This window comes from Streptomyces triticagri (assembly GCF_003429565.1).
Lineage (GTDB): Bacteria > Actinomycetota > Actinomycetes > Streptomycetales > Streptomycetaceae > Streptomyces > Streptomyces triticagri.
Genome location: NZ_QUAK01000105.1, coordinates 39,600 through 61,393, shown reverse-complemented (window position 1 = coordinate 61,393; position 21,794 = coordinate 39,600). Strand labels below are relative to the sequence as shown.

General features: G+C 71.3%; 22 protein-coding genes. 6 read left to right on the top strand and 16 right to left on the bottom strand.

The annotated features are described in order from the left end of the window. Nucleotides 1-114 precede the first annotated feature (114 nt). The 3 genes from DY218_RS19585 to DY218_RS19575 all read left to right on the top strand — a co-directional run bounded on the left by DY218_RS19585 (nt 115) and on the right by DY218_RS19575 (nt 1,715). Nucleotides 115-693, top strand: coding sequence for a DUF1697 domain-containing protein (locus tag DY218_RS19585; RefSeq protein ID WP_128557379.1), 579 nt, complete (start codon nt 115-117; stop codon nt 691-693). Then, nucleotides 686-1,057 (top strand): nuclear transport factor 2 family protein, encoded by a 372-nt coding sequence (locus DY218_RS19580; protein ID WP_128557378.1) that lies wholly within the window; start codon nt 686-688, stop codon nt 1,055-1,057. The genes DY218_RS19585 and DY218_RS19580 overlap by 8 nt, the downstream gene beginning before the upstream one ends. Nucleotides 1,058-1,190: 133 nt before the next feature. Further along, nucleotides 1,191-1,715 (top strand): hypothetical protein, encoded by a 525-nt coding sequence (locus DY218_RS19575; protein ID WP_128557377.1) that lies wholly within the window; start codon nt 1,191-1,193, stop codon nt 1,713-1,715. Nucleotides 1,716-1,720: 5 nt separating this feature from the next. Here DY218_RS19575 and DY218_RS19570 read toward each other — a convergent pair whose 3' ends face one another. The 12 genes from DY218_RS19570 to DY218_RS19515 form a co-directional block, all read right to left on the bottom strand. Continuing rightward, nucleotides 1,721-2,494, bottom strand: a complete 774-nt coding sequence (locus tag DY218_RS19570; protein WP_128557376.1) for a sirohydrochlorin chelatase — start codon at nt 2,492-2,494, stop codon at nt 1,721-1,723. Further along, on the bottom strand, nt 2,494-3,474 hold the full coding sequence (locus DY218_RS19565; protein ID WP_128557375.1) for an ABC transporter permease: 981 nt from the start codon (nt 3,472-3,474) through the stop codon (nt 2,494-2,496). Before DY218_RS19565 ends, DY218_RS19570 begins: the two co-directional genes overlap by 1 nt. Continuing rightward, nucleotides 3,461-4,261 (bottom strand): ABC transporter ATP-binding protein, encoded by an 801-nt coding sequence (locus tag DY218_RS19560; protein ID WP_128557374.1) that lies wholly within the window; start codon nt 4,259-4,261, stop codon nt 3,461-3,463. Before DY218_RS19560 ends, DY218_RS19565 begins: the two co-directional genes overlap by 14 nt. A 69-nt stretch (nt 4,262-4,330) precedes the next feature. Then, on the bottom strand, nt 4,331-5,458 hold the full coding sequence (locus DY218_RS19555; protein WP_128557373.1) for an ABC transporter substrate-binding protein: 1,128 nt from the start codon (nt 5,456-5,458) through the stop codon (nt 4,331-4,333). A 219-nt stretch (nt 5,459-5,677) separates the two neighbouring features. Next, nucleotides 5,678-7,045: a sulfate adenylyltransferase subunit 1 gene (locus DY218_RS19550; RefSeq protein WP_128557372.1), complete on the bottom strand. Its 1,368-nt coding sequence runs from the start codon at nt 7,043-7,045 to the stop codon at nt 5,678-5,680. Continuing rightward, complete coding sequence (gene cysD, locus DY218_RS19545) at nt 7,046-7,984, bottom strand: sulfate adenylyltransferase subunit CysD (RefSeq protein WP_128557371.1); 939 nt, start codon at nt 7,982-7,984, stop codon at nt 7,046-7,048. Further along, a complete protein-coding gene (cysC, locus tag DY218_RS19540; RefSeq protein ID WP_199566784.1) occupies nt 7,981-8,556 on the bottom strand; it encodes an adenylyl-sulfate kinase in 576 nt (191 codons plus the stop codon). Before cysC ends, cysD begins: the two co-directional genes overlap by 4 nt. Further along, nucleotides 8,538-9,251, bottom strand: a complete 714-nt coding sequence (locus DY218_RS19535) for a phosphoadenylyl-sulfate reductase (RefSeq protein ID WP_128557370.1) — start codon at nt 9,249-9,251, stop codon at nt 8,538-8,540. The genes cysC and DY218_RS19535 overlap by 19 nt, the downstream gene beginning before the upstream one ends. Beyond that, nucleotides 9,248-9,427, bottom strand: coding sequence for a hypothetical protein (locus DY218_RS19530; RefSeq protein ID WP_128557369.1), 180 nt, complete (start codon nt 9,425-9,427; stop codon nt 9,248-9,250). The genes DY218_RS19535 and DY218_RS19530 overlap by 4 nt, the downstream gene beginning before the upstream one ends. Beyond that, entirely contained in the window at nt 9,424-11,118 is a 1,695-nt protein-coding gene (locus tag DY218_RS19525; protein WP_128557368.1) for a nitrite/sulfite reductase, read from the bottom strand. The genes DY218_RS19530 and DY218_RS19525 overlap by 4 nt, the downstream gene beginning before the upstream one ends. 564 nt (nt 11,119-11,682) lie before the next feature. After that, nucleotides 11,683-12,246 carry a GNAT family N-acetyltransferase gene (locus DY218_RS19520; RefSeq protein WP_128557367.1) on the bottom strand — a complete coding sequence of 188 codons (564 nt, stop codon included), beginning with the start codon at nt 12,244-12,246 and terminating at the stop codon, nt 11,683-11,685. 63 nt (nt 12,247-12,309) lie between these two features. Next, nucleotides 12,310-13,599 carry a GAF domain-containing protein gene (locus DY218_RS19515; RefSeq protein ID WP_128557366.1) on the bottom strand — a complete coding sequence of 430 codons (1,290 nt, stop codon included), beginning with the start codon at nt 13,597-13,599 and terminating at the stop codon, nt 12,310-12,312. A gap of 294 nt (nt 13,600-13,893) precedes the next feature. On the opposite strand from DY218_RS19515, the gene DY218_RS19510 reads away from it, so the two are divergent. The 3 genes from DY218_RS19510 (at nt 13,894) to DY218_RS19500 (ending at nt 17,604) form a co-directional block, all read left to right on the top strand. Continuing rightward, on the top strand, nt 13,894-15,225 hold the full coding sequence (locus DY218_RS19510; protein WP_407703659.1) for a YihY/virulence factor BrkB family protein: 1,332 nt from the start codon (nt 13,894-13,896) through the stop codon (nt 15,223-15,225). Between the two features lie 732 nt (nt 15,226-15,957). Further along, the gene (locus tag DY218_RS19505; RefSeq protein WP_128557365.1) at nt 15,958-16,896 is read left to right on the top strand and encodes an AraC family transcriptional regulator; all 939 of its coding nucleotides are present in this window, start codon (nt 15,958-15,960) and stop codon (nt 16,894-16,896) included. A gap of 9 nt (nt 16,897-16,905) precedes the next feature. Then, complete coding sequence (locus DY218_RS19500) at nt 16,906-17,604, top strand: helix-turn-helix domain-containing protein (RefSeq protein WP_128557364.1); 699 nt, start codon at nt 16,906-16,908, stop codon at nt 17,602-17,604. Between the two features lie 24 nt (nt 17,605-17,628). Here the strand turns inward: DY218_RS19500 and DY218_RS19495 are convergent, their stop codons facing one another. From DY218_RS19495 to DY218_RS19480, 4 genes are all read right to left on the bottom strand, one after another. Beyond that, on the bottom strand, nt 17,629-18,033 hold the full coding sequence (locus DY218_RS19495; protein ID WP_128557363.1) for a VOC family protein: 405 nt from the start codon (nt 18,031-18,033) through the stop codon (nt 17,629-17,631). 104 nt (nt 18,034-18,137) lie between these two features. After that, on the bottom strand, nt 18,138-18,977 hold the full coding sequence (locus DY218_RS19490; RefSeq protein ID WP_128557362.1) for a phytanoyl-CoA dioxygenase family protein: 840 nt from the start codon (nt 18,975-18,977) through the stop codon (nt 18,138-18,140). A 32-nt stretch (nt 18,978-19,009) separates the two neighbouring features. Further along, nucleotides 19,010-19,735 carry a hypothetical protein gene (locus DY218_RS19485; protein WP_128557361.1) on the bottom strand — a complete coding sequence of 242 codons (726 nt, stop codon included), beginning with the start codon at nt 19,733-19,735 and terminating at the stop codon, nt 19,010-19,012. Between the two features lie 2 nt (nt 19,736-19,737). Then, complete coding sequence (locus DY218_RS19480) at nt 19,738-21,762, bottom strand: hypothetical protein (RefSeq protein ID WP_128557360.1); 2,025 nt, start codon at nt 21,760-21,762, stop codon at nt 19,738-19,740. Between the last annotated feature and the right edge of the window lie 32 nt (nt 21,763-21,794).

The following is a 21,794-nucleotide window of genomic DNA, read 5'->3' as shown; positions in this document are numbered from 1 at the left end:
GACCGGCGGCCGTCGCGCTTTCCCCCACGGGGCGCGACGGCCGCCTCCTGCTGCGCTGCGCCGGGCGACGGCTCGCTGCTTGGTCCGGCACCCCCGGCTGTCTATCTTGAGCGCATGACGACGTATGCAGCGCTGCTCCGGGGCATCAACGTGGGTGGGCACAAGCGCGTTCCCATGGCCGAGTTGCGCGAACTCATCGGCGAGCTCGGCCACCGGGACGTGCACACCCATCTGCAGAGCGGCAATGCCGTCTTCGCCGCGGACGGTCCCGCAGGTACGGGCGAGGCGGGCCGGCGCGCTCGCGAGGAGGAGCTGGCCGAGCAGCTCGGTGCGGCGATCGAGGGGCACTTCGGCTTCCGGGTGGACTGCCTGGTGCGCGATCACGCCTACCTCGCGTCGGTGGTGGAGCAGTGCCCGTTCCCGGCCGCGTCCCTCGAGGGCCGTCAGCTGCACGCGACGTATCTGTCCGGTCCGGTCGATCCGAAGCAGCTCGAGGCCGCCGTCGATGCGACGGCGTACGCACCCGACGACTACCGGGTCGGGGACCGGGTCGTCTATCTCTACGCCCAGGACGGGATCGGCAGGTCCAAGCTGGCGGAAGCGCTGTCCAGGCCGAGCCTGTTCAAGGGTCTCGTCGCCACGAGCCGCAACTGGAACACCGTGACCAAGCTGGTGGAGATGACCCGTGGCTGAGACCGATGCGGCCGTGCGCGAGGCCATCGAATGCGAACTGCGGCTCCTTGCACCGGAGGTGCGCCGGTCGCCCGAGCTGCTCGGATCCCTGCTGCACCCGCAGTTCACGGAGTTCGGCTACTCCGGCAGGCGATGGAACCGCGAGTCGATCGTCGCCGAGCTGACGGAGCGTCCGGTGCCCGTCAGGCCGGTCACCACGACCGGGATGCAGGGCGTTCGGCTCGCCGACGACCTGGTGCACCTCACCTTCGACACCGACCACAACGGCCGTCTGGCGCACCGCAGTTCGCTGTGGCGGCGCACGGGAGACGGCTGGCTCCTCTGGTTCCACCAGGCCACTCCGTTCCGCCGTCCACAGGAATGACCGCGGAGCCTCGGGCACGGCCGAACAACCGGCCTGCCGGGGCGGACGGGGACCGTCGAGGTGTTATTGACGTGTACCTGTAAACGGTGCAACTCTCGGGGTCCACTCGATGATCTGTCACCGGGAGACCCCCATGAAGACCCCCCACAGATCCCTGCGCCCGCGCATCGCCGCGCTGACCCTGGCCCTCGGCGCCGCCCTTGCCCTCACGGCGCCCGGAGTCGCCGGCGCCGCACCGAGCGACGGCGACGACATCGGCGTCCGGGCCAAGCTGAGCCACGCGCAGGCGACCGCCAAGTTCCAGGCGGCGGGCATCACCTGGTCGTCCAGCGGCGGCTGTTCGGACCGGAACAAGCCCAACTGCACCTCGTTCGACCAGATCAACTCCGCCACCGTGGACGGCGTGATCACGCTCAGGTCGGCCAGCGGCTGCGCGATCCGGCTCACCGGCGGCACCGAGACCGGCCACGCGAGCGGCACGTACAGCCACTGGAACGGCTACAAGGTCGACTTCGGTCTCTCCACGTGCCTGAACAACTACATCCAGGGCACGTTCACCTCGATCGGCGGCTCGAAGTGGCAGTCGGGCAGCGGCAACATCTACTACAAGGAGGGCAACCACTGGGATGTGACGTACCACAACTGCGGTGGTTGCTGAACCGGTCAGGCCGACAGGGAGGCCAGCGGCAGCGCGCGGGCCCGCGCACATGCGTCGTAGCGTTCGAGGAGGAGGCGGGCCAACTCCGGGGCCGGGCCCAGGACATCGGCCAGTACCTCCGCCCCCGCCTCCCGCGCCCCGCGGGCGATCCGGTCCGGGAGGAAGCCGGGGGCGATGACGTACGGCGCCACCGCCACCCGCCGCGCCCCCTCCGCGCGCAGCGCGCGGACCGCGTCCTCGGTGCGCGGCAGAGATGCGGAGGCGAACGCAGGCCGCACGGCGCACCAACCGGTGCGCCGCCACTCCCGCGCGATTTCTGCGATCACTGCGATCGCCTCCGGGTCCGATGAGCCGGCCGAGGCGAGAACCACCCCGGTCGTGCTCCTGTCCTCGTCCCGCACACCGGCCTCCGCGAGGCGCCGCTCCAGGGCGAGTCGAAGCAGCGGCGAGGGCCCGAGCACCTCGGCCTGCCGCACCGAGAGCTGCGGCAGCCGGGCCAGGGACTCGTGCAGTACGGCGGGGATGTCGGCCTTCGCGTGGAAGGCCCGGGTGAGCAGCAGCGGAAGCGCCACCACATCCCGGGCACCGTCCGCTGCGAGCGCTTCCAGGACGCGCGGCACGGACGGTGCATTGAAGTCCAGGAAGCCGGTCTCCACCCGCAGTTCGGGGCGCTCGGCCCGCACCCGCCGCACCAGGGCGTGCACGGTCGCGGCATGCCGGGGATCGCGGCTGCCGTGGGCGACCACCAGCAGTACGGGGGACACGGGGGAGGAGTGCATCAGACGTTCCGGGTGAGCAGGCCCCTGCTGCGCAGCACACGGCGCTCGAGGGGGGAGAAGAAGAGCAGGTCGATGCCGATGCCGACGATCAGGATCAGCAGGATGGTGGCGAGGACGCCCGACATGTCGCTGTAGGTGCGGAAGTTCTCCATCAGCTGGCCCAGACCGGTGCCCAGATCGGGGGAGTTGGCGATCAGCTCGGCGGCCATCAGGGAGCGCCACGAGAACGCCCACCCCTGCTTGAGCCCCGCCAGATAGCCTGGCAGGGCCGCGGGCAGCAGCACATGCCGTACGCCCTGCAGACCGGTCGCGCCGATCACCCGGCCCGCCCGCAGATACAGCGGCGGGATCTGGTCGACGCCGGCCACCAGGCCGTTCGCGATCGAGGGGACCGCGCCGAGCAGCACCACCGCGTAGATCGTCGCGTCGGTGAGGCCGAACCAGATGATCGCGGCCGGCACCCAGGCCACCGACGGCAGGGACTGCAGACCCGACAGGATCGGACCGATCGCGGCCCGCACCGGCCTGACCCGGGCCACCAGCAGACCGAGCGGCGTGCCGACCGCCACCGACACCAGGAAGCCGAGCGCGCCCCGGGACACGGACGTCCAGATGTAGCCGAAGAGGGTGCCCTCCAGCCACATGTCCTGGATGGACCCGGCCACGTCGAGTGGCCCCGGAAGGACGTAGTCCGGCTTGACGTCGGACATCGCGGCGAGCTGCCAGACCGTGACGACCAGCACGACGGCCACCAGGGGCGGCACCGCCTTGGAGAGCAGGATGCGGCCGAAGGACACCCGCTCGGAGGTCCTGGTCTCCAGGGCGTCGAGACCGGCTTCCAGGCCGTCGTCGGTTGCCGCTCGCCGCGCCTCGGGGCCTTCGGGTCGTGCGTCCGTGGCGGCGGCCGAAGCCGGCGTACCGGCATCGGTCTCGTCGGGGGGACCGGGAAGCTCCCCGGTCCGTGTCTCAGTGCTGGCCATGACGGCGGATCTCCCCCCGCAGCTGCTCGGTGATCTCTACGGACAGGTCGGCCACCGCGGAATCCTCGATCCGGCGCGGCTGCGGGATGTCGACCTGCCACTCACGGGCGATACGTCCGGGGCGGGACGAGAGCAGGACGACGCGCTGAGCGAGCCGTACCGCCTCGCGGACGTTGTGGGTGACGAACAGGACCGAGACGTCCGTCTCGGACCAGATGCGGGTGAGCTCGTCGTGGAGCACGTCCCGGGTGATGGCGTCGAGCGCGGCGAACGGCTCGTCCATCAGGAGCAGTTGGCTGTCCTGCGCCAGTGCACGGGCGAGCGCCACACGCTGGCGCATACCGCCCGAAAGCTCGTGCACGCGCTTGCGGTGCGCACCCTTGAGCCGCACCGTATCGAGCAGTCGCTCGGCCTCGGCCGGGCGCTCCTGCTTGGGCATCCCGCGCATCTTCAGGGCGAGTTCGATGTTCTTTCCGGCGGTCAGCCAGGGGAACAGCGCATGTTCCTGGAACATCAGGGCGGGCCGCCCGCCGGGGACCTCGATGGCGCCCGCGGACGGCTTGTCGAGCCCCGCGACCAGATTGAGAAGTGTGGACTTGCCGCAGCCGGAAGCCCCCAGGAGGGTCACGAACTCGCCGGGCGCGACATCGAGCGTGATGTCGTCGAGGACGAGCTGCTGGGCGGTGCCCCGGCCGAACGACTTCGAGACATGGTCGATCTGGGCGGCGACGGGCGCGTCGCCTGCGGTGTCCTCCACCTCGGCCTGCTTGACGAGTGCGGTGGCCATGGGCCTCACCTCCTGAGGGCGTTCCGGTCTGCGGGTCGGATTCTTCGCGCCGAGTTACTTCGCGCCGAGTTATTTCGCGCCGAGACCGGCGTCGTCGACGGCGGGCTCGCCCTCGGCCTTCAGGACCTTGTTCAGCGGGCGCAGGTCGTAGATCCCGTCGAGCAGCGGGTCCTCGAGGAGACCGGCCTTGACGGCGTGGTCGGCCTCGTCGCGCAGGGTCGAGGCGAGCGGGTCGTTGAGCGTCTCGACGTTCTTGAACGCCGGGTCGAGCACCTCCGCGGGCAGCGCCTGGCCGGAGTCCTTCTTGAGCCGGGCGTTGACCGCGGCCTTGGCGTCCTCGGGCTTCTCGGCGATCCACGCGTTGGTCTTCACCGTGCCGCGCAGCAGGGCCTCGACGGCCTTCGGGTTCTCCTTGAGGAACTTCTGGGACACGATCAGGTTCGTGATGACGAACTTGCCGTCCTTCCAGAGCTTCTTCTCGTCGAGCAGCACCTTGCCGCCGCCCGCGACCAGCTTGGAGGCGGTGGGCTCGGGCACCCAGGCGCCGTCGAGCGAGCCGGACTCGAGGGACGCCGGGATCTCCTTGTTGTCCTGCCGGATGACGGTGACGTCGCCCTTGCCGGTGTTCGCATCGACCTCGAGGCCGTTCTCCGACAGGTAGTTGAGCAGCGCCACGTCCTGGGTGTTGCCGAGCTGCGGGGTGGCGATCCGCTTGCCCTTGAGGTCGTCCAGGGACTTGACCTTCTTCGGGTTCACGACCAGGGACACGCCGCCGGAGCCGGAGCCGGCGATGATGCGCAGGTTCTGGCCCTTGGACTTGGTGTAGCCGTTGATCGCGGGCGACGGGCCGATCCAGGTGACGTCCACGGACTTGGCGTTCAGCGCCTCGATCGCGGACGGGCCTGCGTTGAAGGTCTGCGTCTTGATCTTCGTGCCGCCCAGTTCCTTCTGGAAGATGCCCTCCTGAAGACCCGCAAGGGCGGTGGCGTGCGTGACGTTCGGGAAGTAGCCGACCTTGATCTCGTCCAGACCGCCGACCTTCTTGCCCTCGGCAGCCACCTTCTCCTTGTCGTCCGAGGAGTCGGAGCCGTACCCGCAGGCGGTGGCGGTCAGGGCGAGCACGGGCAGGGCGGCGGCCACGGCGACGGTGCGGCGCAGGGTGGTGCGGGTGGAACGGTGGGCAGACACGGGAGGCATTCCCCTCGTAGGCCCGGCTCCTACGTCCCGTGCGGATACGGGTACGCGGCCGGGGAAGCGGCAGGTCTTCGGCGGTGCGGGTGGTGGGGGGTGAGGGCGCGCGAGCGGTGCGCGTACGTCATCACACACATCGCGCGACACCCCCGGTCCCCGCGCCCAGGTGGCCGCTGCCGACCCGGCCGCCCTCCTTCGCGAAGGTGGCGAACATGTCGATCGTCATCAGAAGTCCCAGCCGTCGTCGTCCGGTTCGGCCGCGGCGGGGGTGACGGCGGACGAGCTGCCCGCCGGGGCGAAGGCCTCGCCCGCCATGCCCGCGGTCAGCGTCGTACCGTCCGCCGGGTCGATCAGCAGGAAGGATCCGGTGCGCCGCGAGTCCGCGTAGTCGTCCAGGGCCAGCGGCTCGGCGGTGCGCAGGCGCACCTTGCCGATGTCGTTGGCGACCAGGCTGCCCGGCTCCGGGTGCTGGGACAGGTCGTCGAGGGTGAGCCGCGAAGGGATCTCCTTGACGATCGCCTTGACGGTACGGGTGGTGTGCTTGAGCAGCACCCGCTGGCCGACCGTGAGCGGCCGGTCCGCCACATGGCACACGGTCGCCTCGATGTCCTGGCCGACGGCCGGCACATCACCGGCCGGCACGATCAGATCGCCGCGCGAGATGTCGATGTCGTCCTCGAGCAGCAGCGTCACCGACTGCGGGGTCCAGGCCACATCGACCGGGGTGCCCAGCAGATCGATCCCGACCACCTTGGAGGTCCTGCCCGACGGCAGTACGGCCACCTCCTCGCCGACCCGGAAGGTGCCCGCGGCGATCTGGCCCGCGTAGCCCCGGTAGTCGGGGTGTTCGGCCGTCTGCGGCCGGATCACGTACTGCACGGGGAAGCGCGCGTGGCAGCCGGCCAGGTCGTGGCTGACCGGCACGGTCTCCAGGTGCTCGAGCACCGTCGGGCCGCCGTACCAGTCCATGTTCGCGGAGGGCTCCACCACGTTGTCCCCGGCGAGCGCCGAGATAGGGATCGTGGTCACCTCGGGGACGCCGAGGTTCAGTGCGTACGCGGTGAACTCCTCGGCGATCTTCGCGAAGACCGGCTCCGCGTAGTCGACCAGGTCCATCTTGTTGACGGCGAGGACCACGTGCGGGACACGCAGCAGCGCCGCGAGGGCCGCGTGCCGGCGGGTCTGCTCGACGACGCCGTTGCGCGCGTCGACCAGGATCACCGTCAGCTCGGCGGTGGAGGCGCCGGTGACCATGTTCCGGGTGTACTGCACATGCCCGGGGGTGTCGGCGAGGATGAACCGGCGCCGCGGCGTGGCGAAGTAGCGGTACGCCACGTCGATGGTGATGCCCTGCTCGCGCTCGGCGCGCAGGCCGTCGGTGAGCAGCGCCAGGTCGGGCGCCTCCTGGCCGCGGCCGAGCGAGGCCCGCTCGACGGCCTCCAACTGGTCGGTGAGTACCGACTTGGAGTCGTGCAGGAGCCGCCCCACCAGGGTGGACTTGCCGTCGTCGACCGACCCGGCGGTGGCGAACCGCAGCAGCGTGGTCGCCGACAGATCGGCCAACCGGTCGGTGCCTGTAGTGGGCGTGGTCATTTAGAAGTACCCCTCGCGCTTGCGGTCTTCCATCGCGGCCTCGGAGAGCTTGTCGTCGGCCCGGGTGGCGCCGCGCTCGGTGAGCCGCGATGCGGCGATCTCGGTGATCACCGCGTCGAGCGTGTCGGCGTCGGAGTCGACGGCACCGGTGCAGGACATGTCGCCGACGGTGCGGTAGCGGACCTGCCGCTTGACCACCGGCTCGTCCTCGGTCGGCCCGCCCCACTCGCCGGCGGTCAGCCACATGCCGGAGCGCCGGAACACGTCCCGCTCATGGGCGAAGTAGATCTCCGGGAGCTCGATCTCCTCCCGGGCGATGTACTGCCAGACGTCCAGCTCGGTCCAGTTGGACAGCGGGAAGACCCGGACGTGCTCGCCCGGCGCGTGCCGGCCGTTGTACAGCTGCCAGAGCTCGGGGCGCTGCCGGCGCGGGTCCCACTGGGAGAACTCGTCGCGCAGCGAGAAGACCCGCTCCTTGGCCCGCGCCTTCTCCTCGTCGCGCCGGCCGCCGCCGAAGACCGCGTCGAACTTCTCCCGTTGGATCTTCTCCGTGAGCGGCACCGTCTGCAGCGGATTGCGGGTGCCGTCCGGGCGCTCGCGCAGCACTCCGCGGTCGATGTAGTCCTGCACGGAGGCCACATGCAGCCGCAGACCGTGCCGGGCCACCACCCGGTCGCGGTACTCGATGACCTCGGGGAAGTTGTGCCCGGTGTCCACATGGAGCAGCGAGAACGGCACCGGCGCCGGCGCGAACGCCTTCAGCGCCAGATGCAGCATCACGATCGAGTCCTTGCCGCCGGAGAAGAGGATCACCGGCCGCTCGAACTCACCCGCCACCTCACGGAAGATGTGCACGCCCTCGGACTCCAGCGCGTCCAGGTGCGACAGGGCGTACGGGCTGTCGGTGTCCTCGTCCAGGACAGTGGCACTCGTGGTCATGCCAGACCCCTCTCACCGAGCAGCGCATGCAGCGCGGCCGCGGACTCCTCTACGGACTGCTGGTGCGCCTCGATGCGCAGATCGGGCGACTCGGGCTCCTCGTACGGGTCGTCGACGCCCGTCAGGCCGGAGATCTCGCCGGCGGCCTGCTTGGCGTAAAGACCCTTCACATCGCGTTCGCTGCACACCTCGACCGGAGTCGCGATGTGCACCTCGACGTATCCGGTGCCCTCCCGCTGGTGCCGCTTGCGTACCGCCTCGCGGCTGTCGGCGTACGGAGCGATCACCGGGACCAGGACCTTCACGCCCTGGCTCGCGAGGAGTTCGGCGACGAAGCCGATGCGCTGCACATTGGTGTCCCGGTCCTTGCGGTCGAAGCCGAGGCCGGCCGAGAGGAACTCCCGGATCTCGTCGCCGTCGAGCACCTCCACACGGTGTCCGGCATCGCGCAGCCGGTCCGCCGCCGCGCGGGCGAGTGTGGTCTTGCCCGCGCTCGGCAGTCCCGTGAGCCAGATCGTGGCACCGGTCACGTGCTTGTCTCCCAGAGTCGTCATCAGCCGTGCAGCCCGCATTCCGTCTTGGCGCGTCCGGCCCAGCGGCCGGCCCGCGCGTCCTCGCCCTCGGCGACCCGGCGGGTGCACGGGGCGCAGCCGATGGAGGGGTAGCCGTCCTCGAGCAACGGGTTGGTCAGGACGCCGTGTTCGGCGATGTAGGCGTCCACGTCCTGCTGGGTCCAGCGGGCGATCGGGGCGATCTTGACCTTGCGGCGCTTCTCGTCCCAGCCGACCACCGGAGTGTTCGCGCGGGTCGGCGACTCGTCCCGGCGCAGGCCCGTCGCCCAGGCGTCGTAGCCGGTCAGGCCCTCTTCGAGGGGCTTGACCTTGCGCAGGGCGCAGCACAGGTCGGGGTCGCGGTCGTGCAACTTCGGGCCGTACTCGGCGTCCTGCTCGGCGACGGACTGACGCGGGGTCAGGGTGATCAGATTGACGTCCATCACGGCGCCGACCGCATCGGCGGTGCCGAGCGTCTCGGGGAAGTGGTAGCCGGTGTCGAGGAACACCACATCGACCCCGGGGAAGGCGCGCGAGGCCAGATGGGCCACCACCGCGTCCTCCATCGAGGAGGTCACGCAGAAGCGGCCGCCGAAGGTCTCGGCCGCCCACCGGAGGATCTCCAGCGGAGAGGCGTCCTCCAGATCGCGTCCGGCCTGCTCGGCGAGCGCACGGGTCTCCTCCTCGGTCCGTGCGGCGTGCTGAGTCGCCGTCATATCTCGTCCCCTCCGCCGTCGTTGTGCGGTACTCCGCGGGTGAGCAGCCCGAGGAACTTCAGCTGGAAGGCCCGGTTGCAGGCCGCGCATTCCCAGGCGCCGTGACCCGTCTCGTTCGGACGCAGGTCCTCGTCGCCGCAGTAGGGGCAGTGGAAGGGCGCGGCACGCTCGCTCATGACAGGGCCTTGTCGTCGGCGCGGGCGGTCCAGGCGGCGAACCGCTCACCGTCCTCGCGCTCGGCCTCGAACCGCTTGAGGACGCGCTCGATGTAGTCCGGCAGCTCCTGCGCCGTGACCTTGAGCCCGCGGACCTTGCGGCCGAAGCCGGCCTCGAGTCCGAGCGCGCCGCCGAGGTGCACCTGGAAGCCCTCGACCTGATTGCCGTCGCCGTCCAGCATCAGCTGGCCCTTCAGACCGATGTCGGCGACCTGGATACGGGCGCAGGCGTTCGGGCAGCCGTTGATGTTGATGGTGATGGGCTCCTCGAACTGCGGGATGCGGCGCTCGAGTTCGTCGATCAGCCAGGAGCCGCGGGCCTTGGTCTCCACGATCGCGAGCTTGCAGAACTCGATGCCGGTGCAGGCCATGGTGCCGCGCCGGAACGAGGAGGGGCGGACCCTGAGGTCCAGCGCCTCGAGCGCGGACACCAGCGAATCGACCTGCTGCTCCTCGACGTCGAGCACGATCATCTTCTGCTCGGCGGTGGTCCGCAGCCGGCTTGAGCCGTGCTCACCCGCGACCTCGGCGATCTTGGTGAGCGTGGCGCCGTCCACCCGGCCGACGCGCGGTGCGAAGCCCACGTAGAAGCGGCCGTCGCGCTGCCGGTGCACGCCCACGTGGTCGCGCCAGCGCGAGACCGGCTCGGCGGGTGCGGGACCGTCGACGAGCTCCCGCTTCAGGTACTCGTCCTGCAGGATCTGCCGGAACTTCTCCGCGCCCCAGTCGGCGAGCAGGAACTTCAGCCGGGCCCGGGTGCGCAGCCGGCGGTAGCCGTAGTCGCGGAAGATCGAGATGACGCCCTCGAAGACGTCCGGGACCTCGTCGAGGGGGACCCAGGCGCCGAGGCGCTGTCCCAGCTTGGGGTTGGTGGACAGGCCGCCGCCCACCCAGAGGTCGAACCCGGGCCCGTGCTCGGGATGTTCGACGCCGACGAACGCCACATCGTTGATCTCGTGGGCGACGTCGAGCAGCGGCGACCCGGAGATGGCCGTCTTGAACTTCCGCGGCAGGTTCGAGAACGCCGGGTTGCCGATGAACCGCCGGTGGATCTCGTCGATCGCGGGCGTGCCGTCGATGATCTCGTCCTCGGCGATTCCCGCCACGGGCGAGCCGAGGATGACGCGTGGGGTGTCACCGCAGGCCTCGGTGGTGGAGAGGCCGACCTCCTCGAGCCGGCGCCAGATCTCCGGCACGTCCTCGATCCGGATCCAGTGGTACTGGATGTTCTGCCGGTCGGTGATGTCCGCCGTGCCGCGGGCGAACTCCTCGGAGATCTGGCCGATCACCCGCAGCTGCTCGGTGGTCAGCCGCCCGCCGTCCACCCGGACCCGCAGCATGAAGTACTTGTCGTCCAGCTCCTCGGGCTCCAGGACGGCCGTCTTGCCGCCGTCGATGCCGGGCTTGCGCTGGGTGTAGAGGCCCCACCAACGCATGCGCCCGCGCAGGTCGTTGGGGTCGATCGAGTCGAAGCCGGACTTCGAGTAGATCGTCTCAATGCGTGTCCGCACATTGAGACCGTCGTCGTCCTTCTTGAACTGTTCGTTGCCGTTGAGCGGGGTGAAGTGCCCTACGGCCCACTGGCCCTCACCACGGTGACGGCTCGCCTTGCGGCGGGGCGTGACGGGCGACTTCTCGGGTGTGGCGGGCATGGGGTACGTCCTTCAAGGCAGCAGGAAAGCGGCTCTGACCTGCGTGTACGGGCACGATGAGCGATGACGGGGCGGACGGCGGGCCGACGTGCGCGCGTCATTGCGCAGCGGGTCAGGGTGAAGTGGTCACCGGCGGTCGGTGGTGGCCGACGGACGGGTGGGGTGGGGCTCCGAGCGGGAGAAGCGGGAGGTGCGAGGCGGGGTGCTGACGGGCCGCGACGGGCGCTGCGACTGGCGCTGTGGCGGGGTCGCGGGGCGTGGCGTCAGATCGCCGGACAGATGGCGCTGAACACGCGTCCGAGGTCGACGTGGCGTCGACTCACCAAGGCAATTCCGGCTCGAGACATGACGGAAGCGTGGCACGTTCGTGTTTGGGCAGTCCACCGTTGTCCACGATGCGGACGGGAGAGTCTTGGTATTCGGGACAGTGCCCGGTGCGGTGGTGTGGGCCGGGGGGCGGTATGGGGTGATTCCGGGGGTTCGGTTCGGGCGGGGTGTGGGGATCCCCAGCCCGCCCCTTCCCGAGACTCCTGCCGGAGGGGCCTCCTCAAACGCCTGAGGGGCTCAGAGAGCCCCCGGCCAAGGGCCCGGAGTGGTGATGTCCGGCTCGTCCTCCGTCTTTGTGTCGAAGAGGCGGAAGCCGCGGCGCTGGTAGTTGGACATCGCGTGGGGGCCGTCCTTGCTGCAGGTGTGCAGCCACACCCGCTTCGTCGGGGTCCGTCCCGGCCACCGCTCGGCCAGGTCCCAGGCCCGCGCCACACCGTACGAGAGGAGGTGGCCGCCGATCCGGCGGCCGCGGAAGGCGGGGATGAGGCCGAAGTAGACGATCTCCACGACTCCCTCCTCGCGGCCGGCGAGCTCCACGTATCCGGCCGGCGTCCCCTTCTCGTACGCCACCCACGTCTCGACACCTGGACGCGTCAGCTCGGCGTCCCAGTCCGCGTAGGACAGCGAGAGCCGGTCGGTCCAGCGGATGTCCCCGCCGACCGCCGTGTACAGGAACCGGCTGAACTCCGGCGACGGCACCTCGGCGCGGACGACCCGCACATCGTCCGAGGGCGCGGCGGCCGGCACCAGGTCGTCGGGGGAGGTCTGCTCGAGGGACCAGGTGGTCACAGTGATGCTCATGCGGTCAGCGAACCACGCCCGTACGTCCGCGACAAAACACTCGCCGGGGCGGGCTCGCCCTGTTCACCGCGGCCCGGCCCCACGCGCCCTGACCACCGCCGGCGCCGACGAGTGCGGCAGCAGATACGCCGGGTCGGCCGGCAGGACCACCTCGACCTCCGCGTCCTCGTGGAAGCGGTACGGGCGGTGCGCGAGCACACCGGACAGATAGCGCCGCACCCGCGACAGTTCTGCGCGCACCGTCACCGCGCGGCTCGGATCGCCGAACACGTCCTGGGCCAGCCCCGCCGCCGTACGCCCCGACGGATCCGCGGCCAGCAGATAGAGCAGCTCCGCATGGCGCGGCGACAGCTCGTGCGTCCAGCTGCCGGACGGCCCCGAGACGGTGACCGTCCACTCCCGGGGGCCGCCCAGATCGAGGACGACCCGCGAAACCCCGGTGTGCCCGGCCGGCCCTGCATCCAGCCGCAGCAGCCACCCGCCGGGGAGCGGCTCCACCGTGCACTCGCCGAACCCCGGCAGCACGGCCCGGCCCGGACCGAGCCCTTTCGGCAGCGGCACCCGGTCGACCGGAGTCATGCCGTGCACCGCGGCCGGCCAGCCGTGGGTGTCCACCACCAGGGCGCGGCCACCGGTGCGGGAGAGCAGCGGCACCGCGACCGTACGCAGCCGGTCGAGTACCGCCAGATGACGGTTGCGCAGCTCGGCCTCGGCGAGCCGGGCCACCGAGCGGACCAGGGCCAGCGTCGAAGGATGCATCGTGTCGAACGGGCCGCTCACATCGACCACACCGATCAGCCGCCCGTCGCGCGGATCCGTGACCGGCGCCCCCGCGCAGGTCCACGGATGGTGACTGCTCACGAAGTGCTCGGCGGAGAAGACCTGTACAGGGCGGCGGGCCACCAGGGGAGTGCCGACACCGTTGGTGCCCACGGTGGACTCCCGCCAGTCCGCGCCGAGTTCGAAGCCCAGCTGGTCGGCCTTGTGGAGCACGGACGGATGCCCCTCACGCCACAGGACCCGGGCGTCCGCGTCGCTCACCACCATGATGTGGTGCGCCGCGTCCGCGATGGACACCAGGCCCTCGCGCAGCACCGGCAGGACCTCCTGCAGCACCGACTCGCGCCGCCGCAGCTCCAGGTCCGCGAGCGTCAACAGGCCCTCGCGTACGTCGTGCTCGGGGTCGACCCCGCCGCGGAGCATCCGGCTCCAGGACTCCTCGATCACCGGCCGCGGCTCGATCGGCGGCGCCTGGCCGGACAGGGTCGCGGCGCGCACCCCCTGCAGCAGCTTGGCGGCACGCCGCGAGTCGACGGCCGCCAGCTTCGTCAGGTCGATCGTCGCGTTCGTCATCGGTGCCCTCCCCGAAAGCCCGACGGGTGCGAGTGGACTCCATCGTCTCCCCGAGACGGCATCGGCGGGGCCGAGTTGGCCGACCCGATGCAACTCCCTGCAACTCTCGCACCCGTCGAGCACCTGGCCGAAAGTGGTGCATGCGCCGCAGTGCGGCGCTCATGTTCCTGTTCTGCGGGGCCATGGAGGCGGAGGTGGTGCCGTGTCGGCGCAGCACCACCTCCGCGTCGTATCCCACCTGGGCCGAAGGCCTGTCGGTCACGGTGTGGGCGGGGACGGCCATGCCGCTACGGTATGGAGGTGCACCAGGCAAAAGAAACTCCCGAGCCCACCTCGGGCCGACTCCACCGCGCCCGCGCGCTCTACCGGAACGTCTCGAAACGCAGGACCGCCTGGCTGCTCCTCAAGGACACCGTCAACTCCTGCGTGGAATACCGGATTCTGGGCCTTGCCGCCGAAGCGGCGTTTTTCACCCTCTTGTCCGTTCCGCCACTCCTGCTGAGCCTGGCAGGACTTCTCGGATACGTGGACGTGTGGACCGGCGCCGACACCATGCAGTCCGTCGAGGACAACATCCTCGAAGCGGCCCGCACCGTGCTCTCGGACCGGGGTGTGCACGACATCGCCCAGCCGATCATCGACGACGTGATGAAGGGAGGCCGCCCCGACGTCATCTCCCTCGGCTTCGTGATCGCCCTGTGGTCGGGCTCGCGCGCGGTGACGGTCTTCATCGACACCATCACCGTGATGTACGGGCTCGACGGGGTGCGCGGCATCGTCAGCACCCGGCTGCTCGCGTTCCTGCTGTTCATCGTCGCGCTGCTGATCGGCTCGGTGGCGCTGCCGCTGATGGTGGCGGGCCCGGACGCGGTCCTCAAGGTCGTGCCGTGGAGCGAGACCCTCGTCCAGGTCCTGTACTGGCCCGTCGTCGTGCTGCTCGGCATCGTCTTCCTGACCACGCTCTACCACGTGTCGGTGCCGGTGCGTTCACCCTGGATCGAGGACGTACCGGGCGCGCTGGTGGCCCTCGCCATGTGGATCCTCGGCAGCGCCCTGCTGCGCGTCTACCTCACCAACACCGTGGAGGGGCCGACGATCTACGGCTCCCTCGCCGCACCCGTCGCCGTACTCCTGTGGATCGGGGTCTCGGCCTTCGCCGTCCTCGTCGGTGCGGCCGTCAATGCGGCGGTGGACCGGGTCTGGCCCTCCGTCACCACGGCCGCGGCCCGCGCCGCCAACGAGCGGGTGCGCGAGGCGCGTGCCGCCGAGGTCGTCGCCCGCGCCGCCGCTGCGCGCGCCGCCACGGAGGATCCGGACGACCCGGACATGCCGTCCGAATTCCCCGAGCGCTGGGCCCAGTTCCTGCCCCCGGACGACGTCACCTCGCGGCTGCGCACCCACCCGAAGCGCAACGGCACGGCCGGGCCGCTGCCCGATGAGGAACCCTCCGCGCCCGACACCGACCGGCCCGGGCCATCGGGCCCGGCGAGTCCGCAGGATCCGCCCTCGATCGGCGCGCCGGATCCGCACGCACCCCCACCGGCCTCGCCGGACTCGTACACACCCGGGCGGCCCCAGGCGCCCCCGCCCGCCGCACCGGAAGATCACCCACCCGGGAGCAAGTGACCGGGCCCGGCACGGCGGCGTCTTCGTCTTCCCGGCCGGCGACCGGATTCGCACGCGCCGGCGTCGGAGTTGCGCCTGCCGGGCTCGGTGGACTCGTGCGCGCCCGGGCCGACGCAGGCGCCTCCGTCCGGCTCGCCAGAAGATCGCCCGCCCCGGGCAGTAGGTGACCGGGCCCGGTACGTGGCGGCGTCTTGCCGGCCGGGGACCGGATTCGCACGTACCGCGGTCGGAGTTCCGCTTGCCGGGCCCGCTGGACTCGTGCGCGCCCGGGCTGGTGCAGGCGCCCCCGCCTGCCTCGCCGGAAGTTCACCGACGCGGGAGCAGGTGATCTGGCCCGGTACCGGCGGTGTGCCGCGCATGTGGCGGTGTCTTCCCGGCTGGAGACAGGGCCGCCCGCGTTGGCGTCGGGGTTCCGCTTGCCGGGTTGGCCCGGTCTCGTGCGCGCTCGGGCCGGTGCAGGTGCTCCCGTCCGGCTTGCTGGAAGTTCACCGACCCGGTAGTAGGTGACCTGGCCCAGCACCGGCGGCGTGCCGCGCACGTGGCGGTGTCTTGCCGGCCGGGGACCTGGGCTGCGCCTGGGCTGGCCGGGAACCAGGGCTGAGCCTGCTTGGCGGAAGGCCGGGGTCGTGCCTGCACGGTCGGAGACCGGCCCGCACCATCCCGGCCGGAGGCCGGCCCGTCCCGATCCGATCCACCGGGATCGTCGCGGCGTCGTCTGGCTACCCTCACTCCATGGACGCTCTCGCAGGACTCCTCGACGGACCGCGCGCGCGTGGCGCCTTCCTGATCCGGGCCTGCTTCGACCCGCCCTGGGCGGTACGGATCGAGGACCGTGCGCCCCTGTCGGTGATGGCCATGACCCGCGGTGACGCCTGGCTCGTGCCCGACCGGGGCGAGGCGCTCCACCTGCGCCCGGGCGACATCGCCATCGCCCGCGGCCCCGCCCCGTACACCTGCGGGGACACCCCGCAGACCCCACCCGGCGCCGTGATCCACCCGGGCGGCCGCTGCGCGGCGCCCGACGGCCGGGAACTGCCCGACTACATGGACCTCGGCACCCGCACCTGGGGCGGCCGGGTGGACGGCGACGCGATCATGCTCGTCGGCACCTACCAGATGCGCGGCGAGATCAGTGCCCGTCTGCTCGACGCCCTGCCGCCGCTGCTCGTCCTCGCCCGCGAGGAGTGGGACGGGCTCATCGTGCCGCTCCTCGACCAGGAGATCGTGCGCGACGAGCCCGGCCAGGACGTCGTACTCGACCGGCTCCTCGACCTGCTCCTCATCGCCGTCCTGCGCACCTGGTTCTCGCGGCCGGAGGCCGATCCGCCGGCCTGGTACGCGGCGCTCGGCGACCCCGTCGTCGGCCGGGCCCTGCGCCTGCTGCACGACGATCCGGCCCACCCCTGGACGGTCGCCTCGCTCGCCGCGAAGGCCGGCGTCTCGCGCGCGGCACTGGCCCGCCGCTTCGGCGAACTCGTCGGCGAACCGCCGATGGCGTATCTGACCGGCTGGCGGCTCGCGATCGCCGCGGACCGGCTGCGCGACACCGATCTCACGGTCGGCGCGATCGCCGGACAGGTCGGCTACGGCAGCGCGTTCGCCCTGTCCAGCGCCTTCAAACGGGCCTACGGGATCAGCCCGAAGGAACACCGTTCGGGCGGCGCGGCGTAGCCTCGGACCGTGTACCAGGAGCGCGCATCGCGGCACGAGGGCGCCGTCGTCTGGACCCGGACCGCCCGGCGCCCGCACGACCCGCCCTACCCGGTCCTGCCGGACGGCTGCATGGACCTGCTGTGGATGGACGACCGGCTGTACGTGGCGGGGCCCGACCTGCACGCCTACGTACCGGAGGCCCCGGGCGACGGCACCGTGGCCGGCCTCCGCTTCGCCCCGGGCACCGCATATCCGGTGCTCGGCGTGCCGGCTCGGGAACTGCGCGACCGCCGGGTCGCCCTCGCCGAGCTCTGGCCGGCCGCCCAGGTGCGGAGACTCACCGCACGGGTGGCCGCGGCCGGGGATCCCGCCACCGCACTCGAATCGCTCGTCCTGGACCGGGCCGCGGACTCCGCCCCCGCCGACCCGCTGCCCCGACTGATCGCCGAGCGGCTGGCGTCCGGCCACGGAGTCGCCGCCACCGCGGACGCCCTGGGCGTCGGCGCCAGGCGGCTGCACCGCAGCTCGCTCGACGCCTTCGGATACGGCCCGAAGACCCTGGCCCGCATCCTGCGCCTGCAGCGCGCCCTCACCCTGGCCCGCACCGGTCTGCCTTTCGCCGAGACCGCGGCCGTGGCCGGATTCGCGGACCAGGCGCATCTGGCCCGTGACGTACGGGACTTGGCAGGAATGCCCCTCGGACGGCTGCTGACCCTGGAGCCATAGGGGAACGTCCCCGATGATCGAGGATCAGCCCTTCTCCGGCTGCCAGGCGAAGAGGTCGACCGTCTGGCCGTCCGGGTCCTCGACCTGGGCGTAGCGCTGGCCCCAGTCCGCGTCCCAGGGCTCGGCCGCGCCCTTGTGGCCGGCTGCCGTCAACTCGGCGTAGACGGCGTCCACTTGGGACGGGCTCTCGCACTTGAAGGCGAAGCCGGCGCGGCCGTCGGGCGAGGGCGGTGTGAAATCGGGTGCGAAGGAGCGGATCGCGGCCTCCGTGTCCAGCATGAAGCGGAGGCCGCCGGGCATCGGGGCCTCCGCATGGTCCTCGGACTCCGAGCCCTCGGGGAAGTCGAGGCCGAGCCGGCGGTAGAAGGCGACGGCGGCGGCCATGTCGCTGACCACCATGGAGAGTGCGTCGATGCGTGGAGTAGTCATGCGGTGAGCCTAGGAGAGGGCGATTGCCTCGTCTTGAACGTTTCGGACACTGGCGCGCGGGCGGACCGCGGGCCCGGCGGAGTGACCGCCGACCCGGCGTGCAGCTATCGGCCCCGACTCCCGTCGTGCAGCACCGGGTTGAGCGGAGTGCGCGGCACCTGACCGACCTCGGCGCCGGGCATCCAGGCGCGGTCGGCGATCTGATGTTCATTGGTGGGCTCGGCCACCCGGGTGTCGCCGTCCAGATAGATCACGGTCATCACCCGCCGCGGGACCGTGCTCAGGTTCGGACCGGCGTGGTGGAAGGTCCAGCCGCGGTGGAAACTGGCGTCGCCGAGGGCGAAGGGCGCCACGACGTCCTCGAAGCCCTGCTCCGCCACCGCCTGTCGCAGTCGGGCCTCCGATGCGTCGGATATCGGCAGGTCACGGCCGTACGAGAAGGTGTGGCTGCCGCGTGCGAAGGCCAGCGGACCCATCTCGAGCGGGGTCTCCTGCAGGGGGAGCCAGAGAGTGAGACAGCGGTCGGAGGACAGCGGCCAGTAGTACTGGTCGGCGTGCCACGGGGTGATGCCGCCGGACGGCTCCTTGTACAGCGCCTGGTCGTAGTAGAGCCGCACCGCGTGCACCCCGAGCAGATCGGCTGCGATCTTCGCAAGGCGTCGTGAGAACACCAACTCCCTTACTTTCGCGTGCTGTTGCCACAGGTTTGTGACCTGGAGAAAGGCCCTGCCGTACGTGTCCCGTTCGGCGAGCGGCAGGTCCTGGCCGTTCAGGCGGAGAACCTCGGCGGTGATCGTCGGTTCGTACTCCTCGACCGTCGCCGGCGACAGCACCCCGGAGAGGTGGACGAACCCGTCGCGGTGGAAGTCGGCGGAGGCGGACACGGGCAGGCCCTCGTACGGGAGGTCCAGCTCGTGGACGTGGGACGTGGTGTCGGCGCTCATGCGCGGCACTCCTCGGTTGTCGTGGGCGAAGCTCAGTTCCGGATGCGGACCGTGTGGCCGTCGCCCCGCTGCCCGCCGTCCCCGCCGGTGAGTTCCACGCAGAAGGTGGCTCCGGAGGGGCGCGGCCGGGTCGGCACCGGCCGGCCGTCGACGGTGACCTCGGGCCGCGTCCCGAGGCCGCGCACGGTGAAGTCCACCCGCCCGCTGCCGTATCCGTACACCTGGAACTCCAGACCGTGCCCCGCATCGTGCGCGGTGAGGTCGACATCCGCGTCGACGTCCGCGTCGGCGTCCAGTGGGAACGGCTCGAAGCCGCCGCGGCGGCCGGCGTGCACCTGATACAGGACGGGAAAGCGCAGCGTATCGGCCTTGATGGCCAACTCGTAGGCCTCGCGCGGCCGGTGACCTGCCAGCGCGCGCTCGGCCCGGTCGAGCAGCCGGACCGCACGGGCGTCCCGGTCGCCGGTCTCCTCCCGGATGTCGGCGATGGCATCGGCCGCGTCCCGGTACCACTGGAGGATCAGGGACCGGTCGCGCTCCCGGTGCATGTCCAGACCGGTCCGCAGGAGCAGCCCGTCCCCGTTGACCGGGAACTCGTACGCCGCCTTCCCGCCCGCCACCTGCTCGACCTCGATCGCGTACTTCCGACCCCTGGCCAACTCGATGACGGGCAGCGCGAACTGCGTCCAGCCGTCCCGGGGCAGTTCCGCGCCGCCCAGATGCCGCATGCCGAGTACGGCACCGCCCGCGTCGCGCACCGTCAGGCGCAGCGCAGCGCCGCGGCCGCGCCCGTCCGCCGCGCCCGCACCCGCACGTCGTTGAGCAGGCCCAACTCGCCCGCGGAGAAGGTCTGGTGGACTCTGCGTCTGCCGCGCAGGACGGCGGTGGGGGCGGCGTCGTTCTGCACATCCCAGGGATGCAGCGTCGCCAGGAATGGGTTGATCCAGCGCGTCGCCTCGTTCTCCGCCGGATCGGCGTCGGCAGCCCGCTGCCAGTTGTACGGGGAGGTGTAGCGCGAGCCGTTGACGAAGGTCTGGCGCAGGATCAGCGTCTTGTCGGACGGGTCGAAGGACACCGAGTCCTCCAGATTGGGATTGGCGAGCCGGCCGAACTCGCGCAGCCTCTGCAGATGCCAGAAGCCGCCCACGGTGTGGTCGCCGAGCGAGATGTACTGCGCCCCGGGACGACCGTGCCGGACCACGCCCTGCGCGCTGGAGGGGCGGACGCTGCTGTAGTACGGCTCCTGCAGCCGCGAGTAGATCTCGCTGTGGATGTTGTGCCGCAACAGATCCCGCGGGAAGACGGCGCCCTCGGGGCCGACGACGATCCGCTCCCGCGGCAGCCCGTGGTACCAGGCGTCGGCGAACAGCTGCTGATGGACGGACTGCGCCCGCCACAACCACCTCTTCTCGGCCGCGTTCAGGGGCGTGGCCCCGTCGAGGACGACACCGTCCTTCGCGGCGGCGGCCACGGCGTCGGGACTGTAGTCGGCGAACAGGTCGGTGCGCGCCACGCCGCCGTTGATCTCGTCCCGGTAGGTGTCGTCCCAGACGCCTTCGGTGCCGCGGTGCGACCAGTACACGCTCTCGGTGGCGGTGGAGAACGGCAGCAGCCGACCGGCCTCACCGGTGCGCTGCAGCCGCCAGAGCAGCGGCCGTACCTGTGCCATGGACTCGGCGGCCTTCCGCCGGTAGTGGTCGTTGAGCGTGGCGTTGTGCCAGGTCAGCCAGGGCATGCCCCAGGGGTTGGGGACGGAGAGCCCGTAGCGCCGGTCGTGGTCCGTGCCGAGCAGCTCGTCGAGTGACTCCCCTCGGTAGCTGTCCATCGGGCGATCGAGCAGATGCTGCGGGCTCCACAGAATCTGGTGGTACTTCAGGTCCCCGAAGGTGCCGCCGGAGCCGTCCGGTTCGTCGAGCGGTGTGCCCTCCCAGTCGGCGTGACCCTCGATGGCGAACGGCAGCTCGTAAGTACGGCTGAAGTCGAGCCACTTGGCGTAGTTCGCGGCCATCTCCCCGGCGGTGCGTCTGGGGAAGTAGTCGAGTACGGCGAGGCCGAAGGCCACATCGTCGGTGTCACGGAACTGCTCGGTGATGTAGTCGAGCTTGGCGCGGGACTCCGAGTCGGGCCGGTAGTCCTGGCCGAGGACGAATACGATGCGGTCCTGCACCCGCAGGCCCTGCTCGCGGACCATCCGGTCCAGGTCGGCGAAGGCGCGGATGTGCCGGAAGTACGCGGGCTCACGCGTGGTCCCTCGCACCGTCACCTCGATCTCGCCCGCCGCGGTCACCTCCGGATCGTCGGTCTCGACGAAGAAGCTGCCGTACGGTCCGCCGCCCGGGTCGGCCTGCGCACTGTCGCGCACGTACACGAGGGTGTCGCCGAGGTGGACCTCGAAGCCGAACGCGGCGCCCCAGGTGTCGTCGGGCCGCAGCTCGCCGAAGTGCAGCGTGAGCGGCTCGCCGGGGGTGACCGCGAGTGTGGCCGTGAAGCCGCCACCCCTGGTCACGGCGCGGGCCGAGTACCGCTCGACGAGCGTCCCCTGCTCGACCGTGCCGGTGACGGCCCTGCTGCCCGCCCGCTCGACGAGCCGGTGCCGGCGCTCGCTCGCCGGCACGCCGAGGCGAAGGGTGTCGCTGACCGTGGCCGGGCGTCGCGCAGGATCCGTCCGTGCGTCCCGGGCCCGGGCCCGGGACGGAAGTGCGGTCGCGAGCAGCGGGGCGGCGACCGCGGTCGCGACGACCGTCCTGCGCGGCATGCCCCGGCGTGACTCCTCGCTCGGTGCCATGGCGTCAACCTTCTTCCGTCCCGTACTGCCGG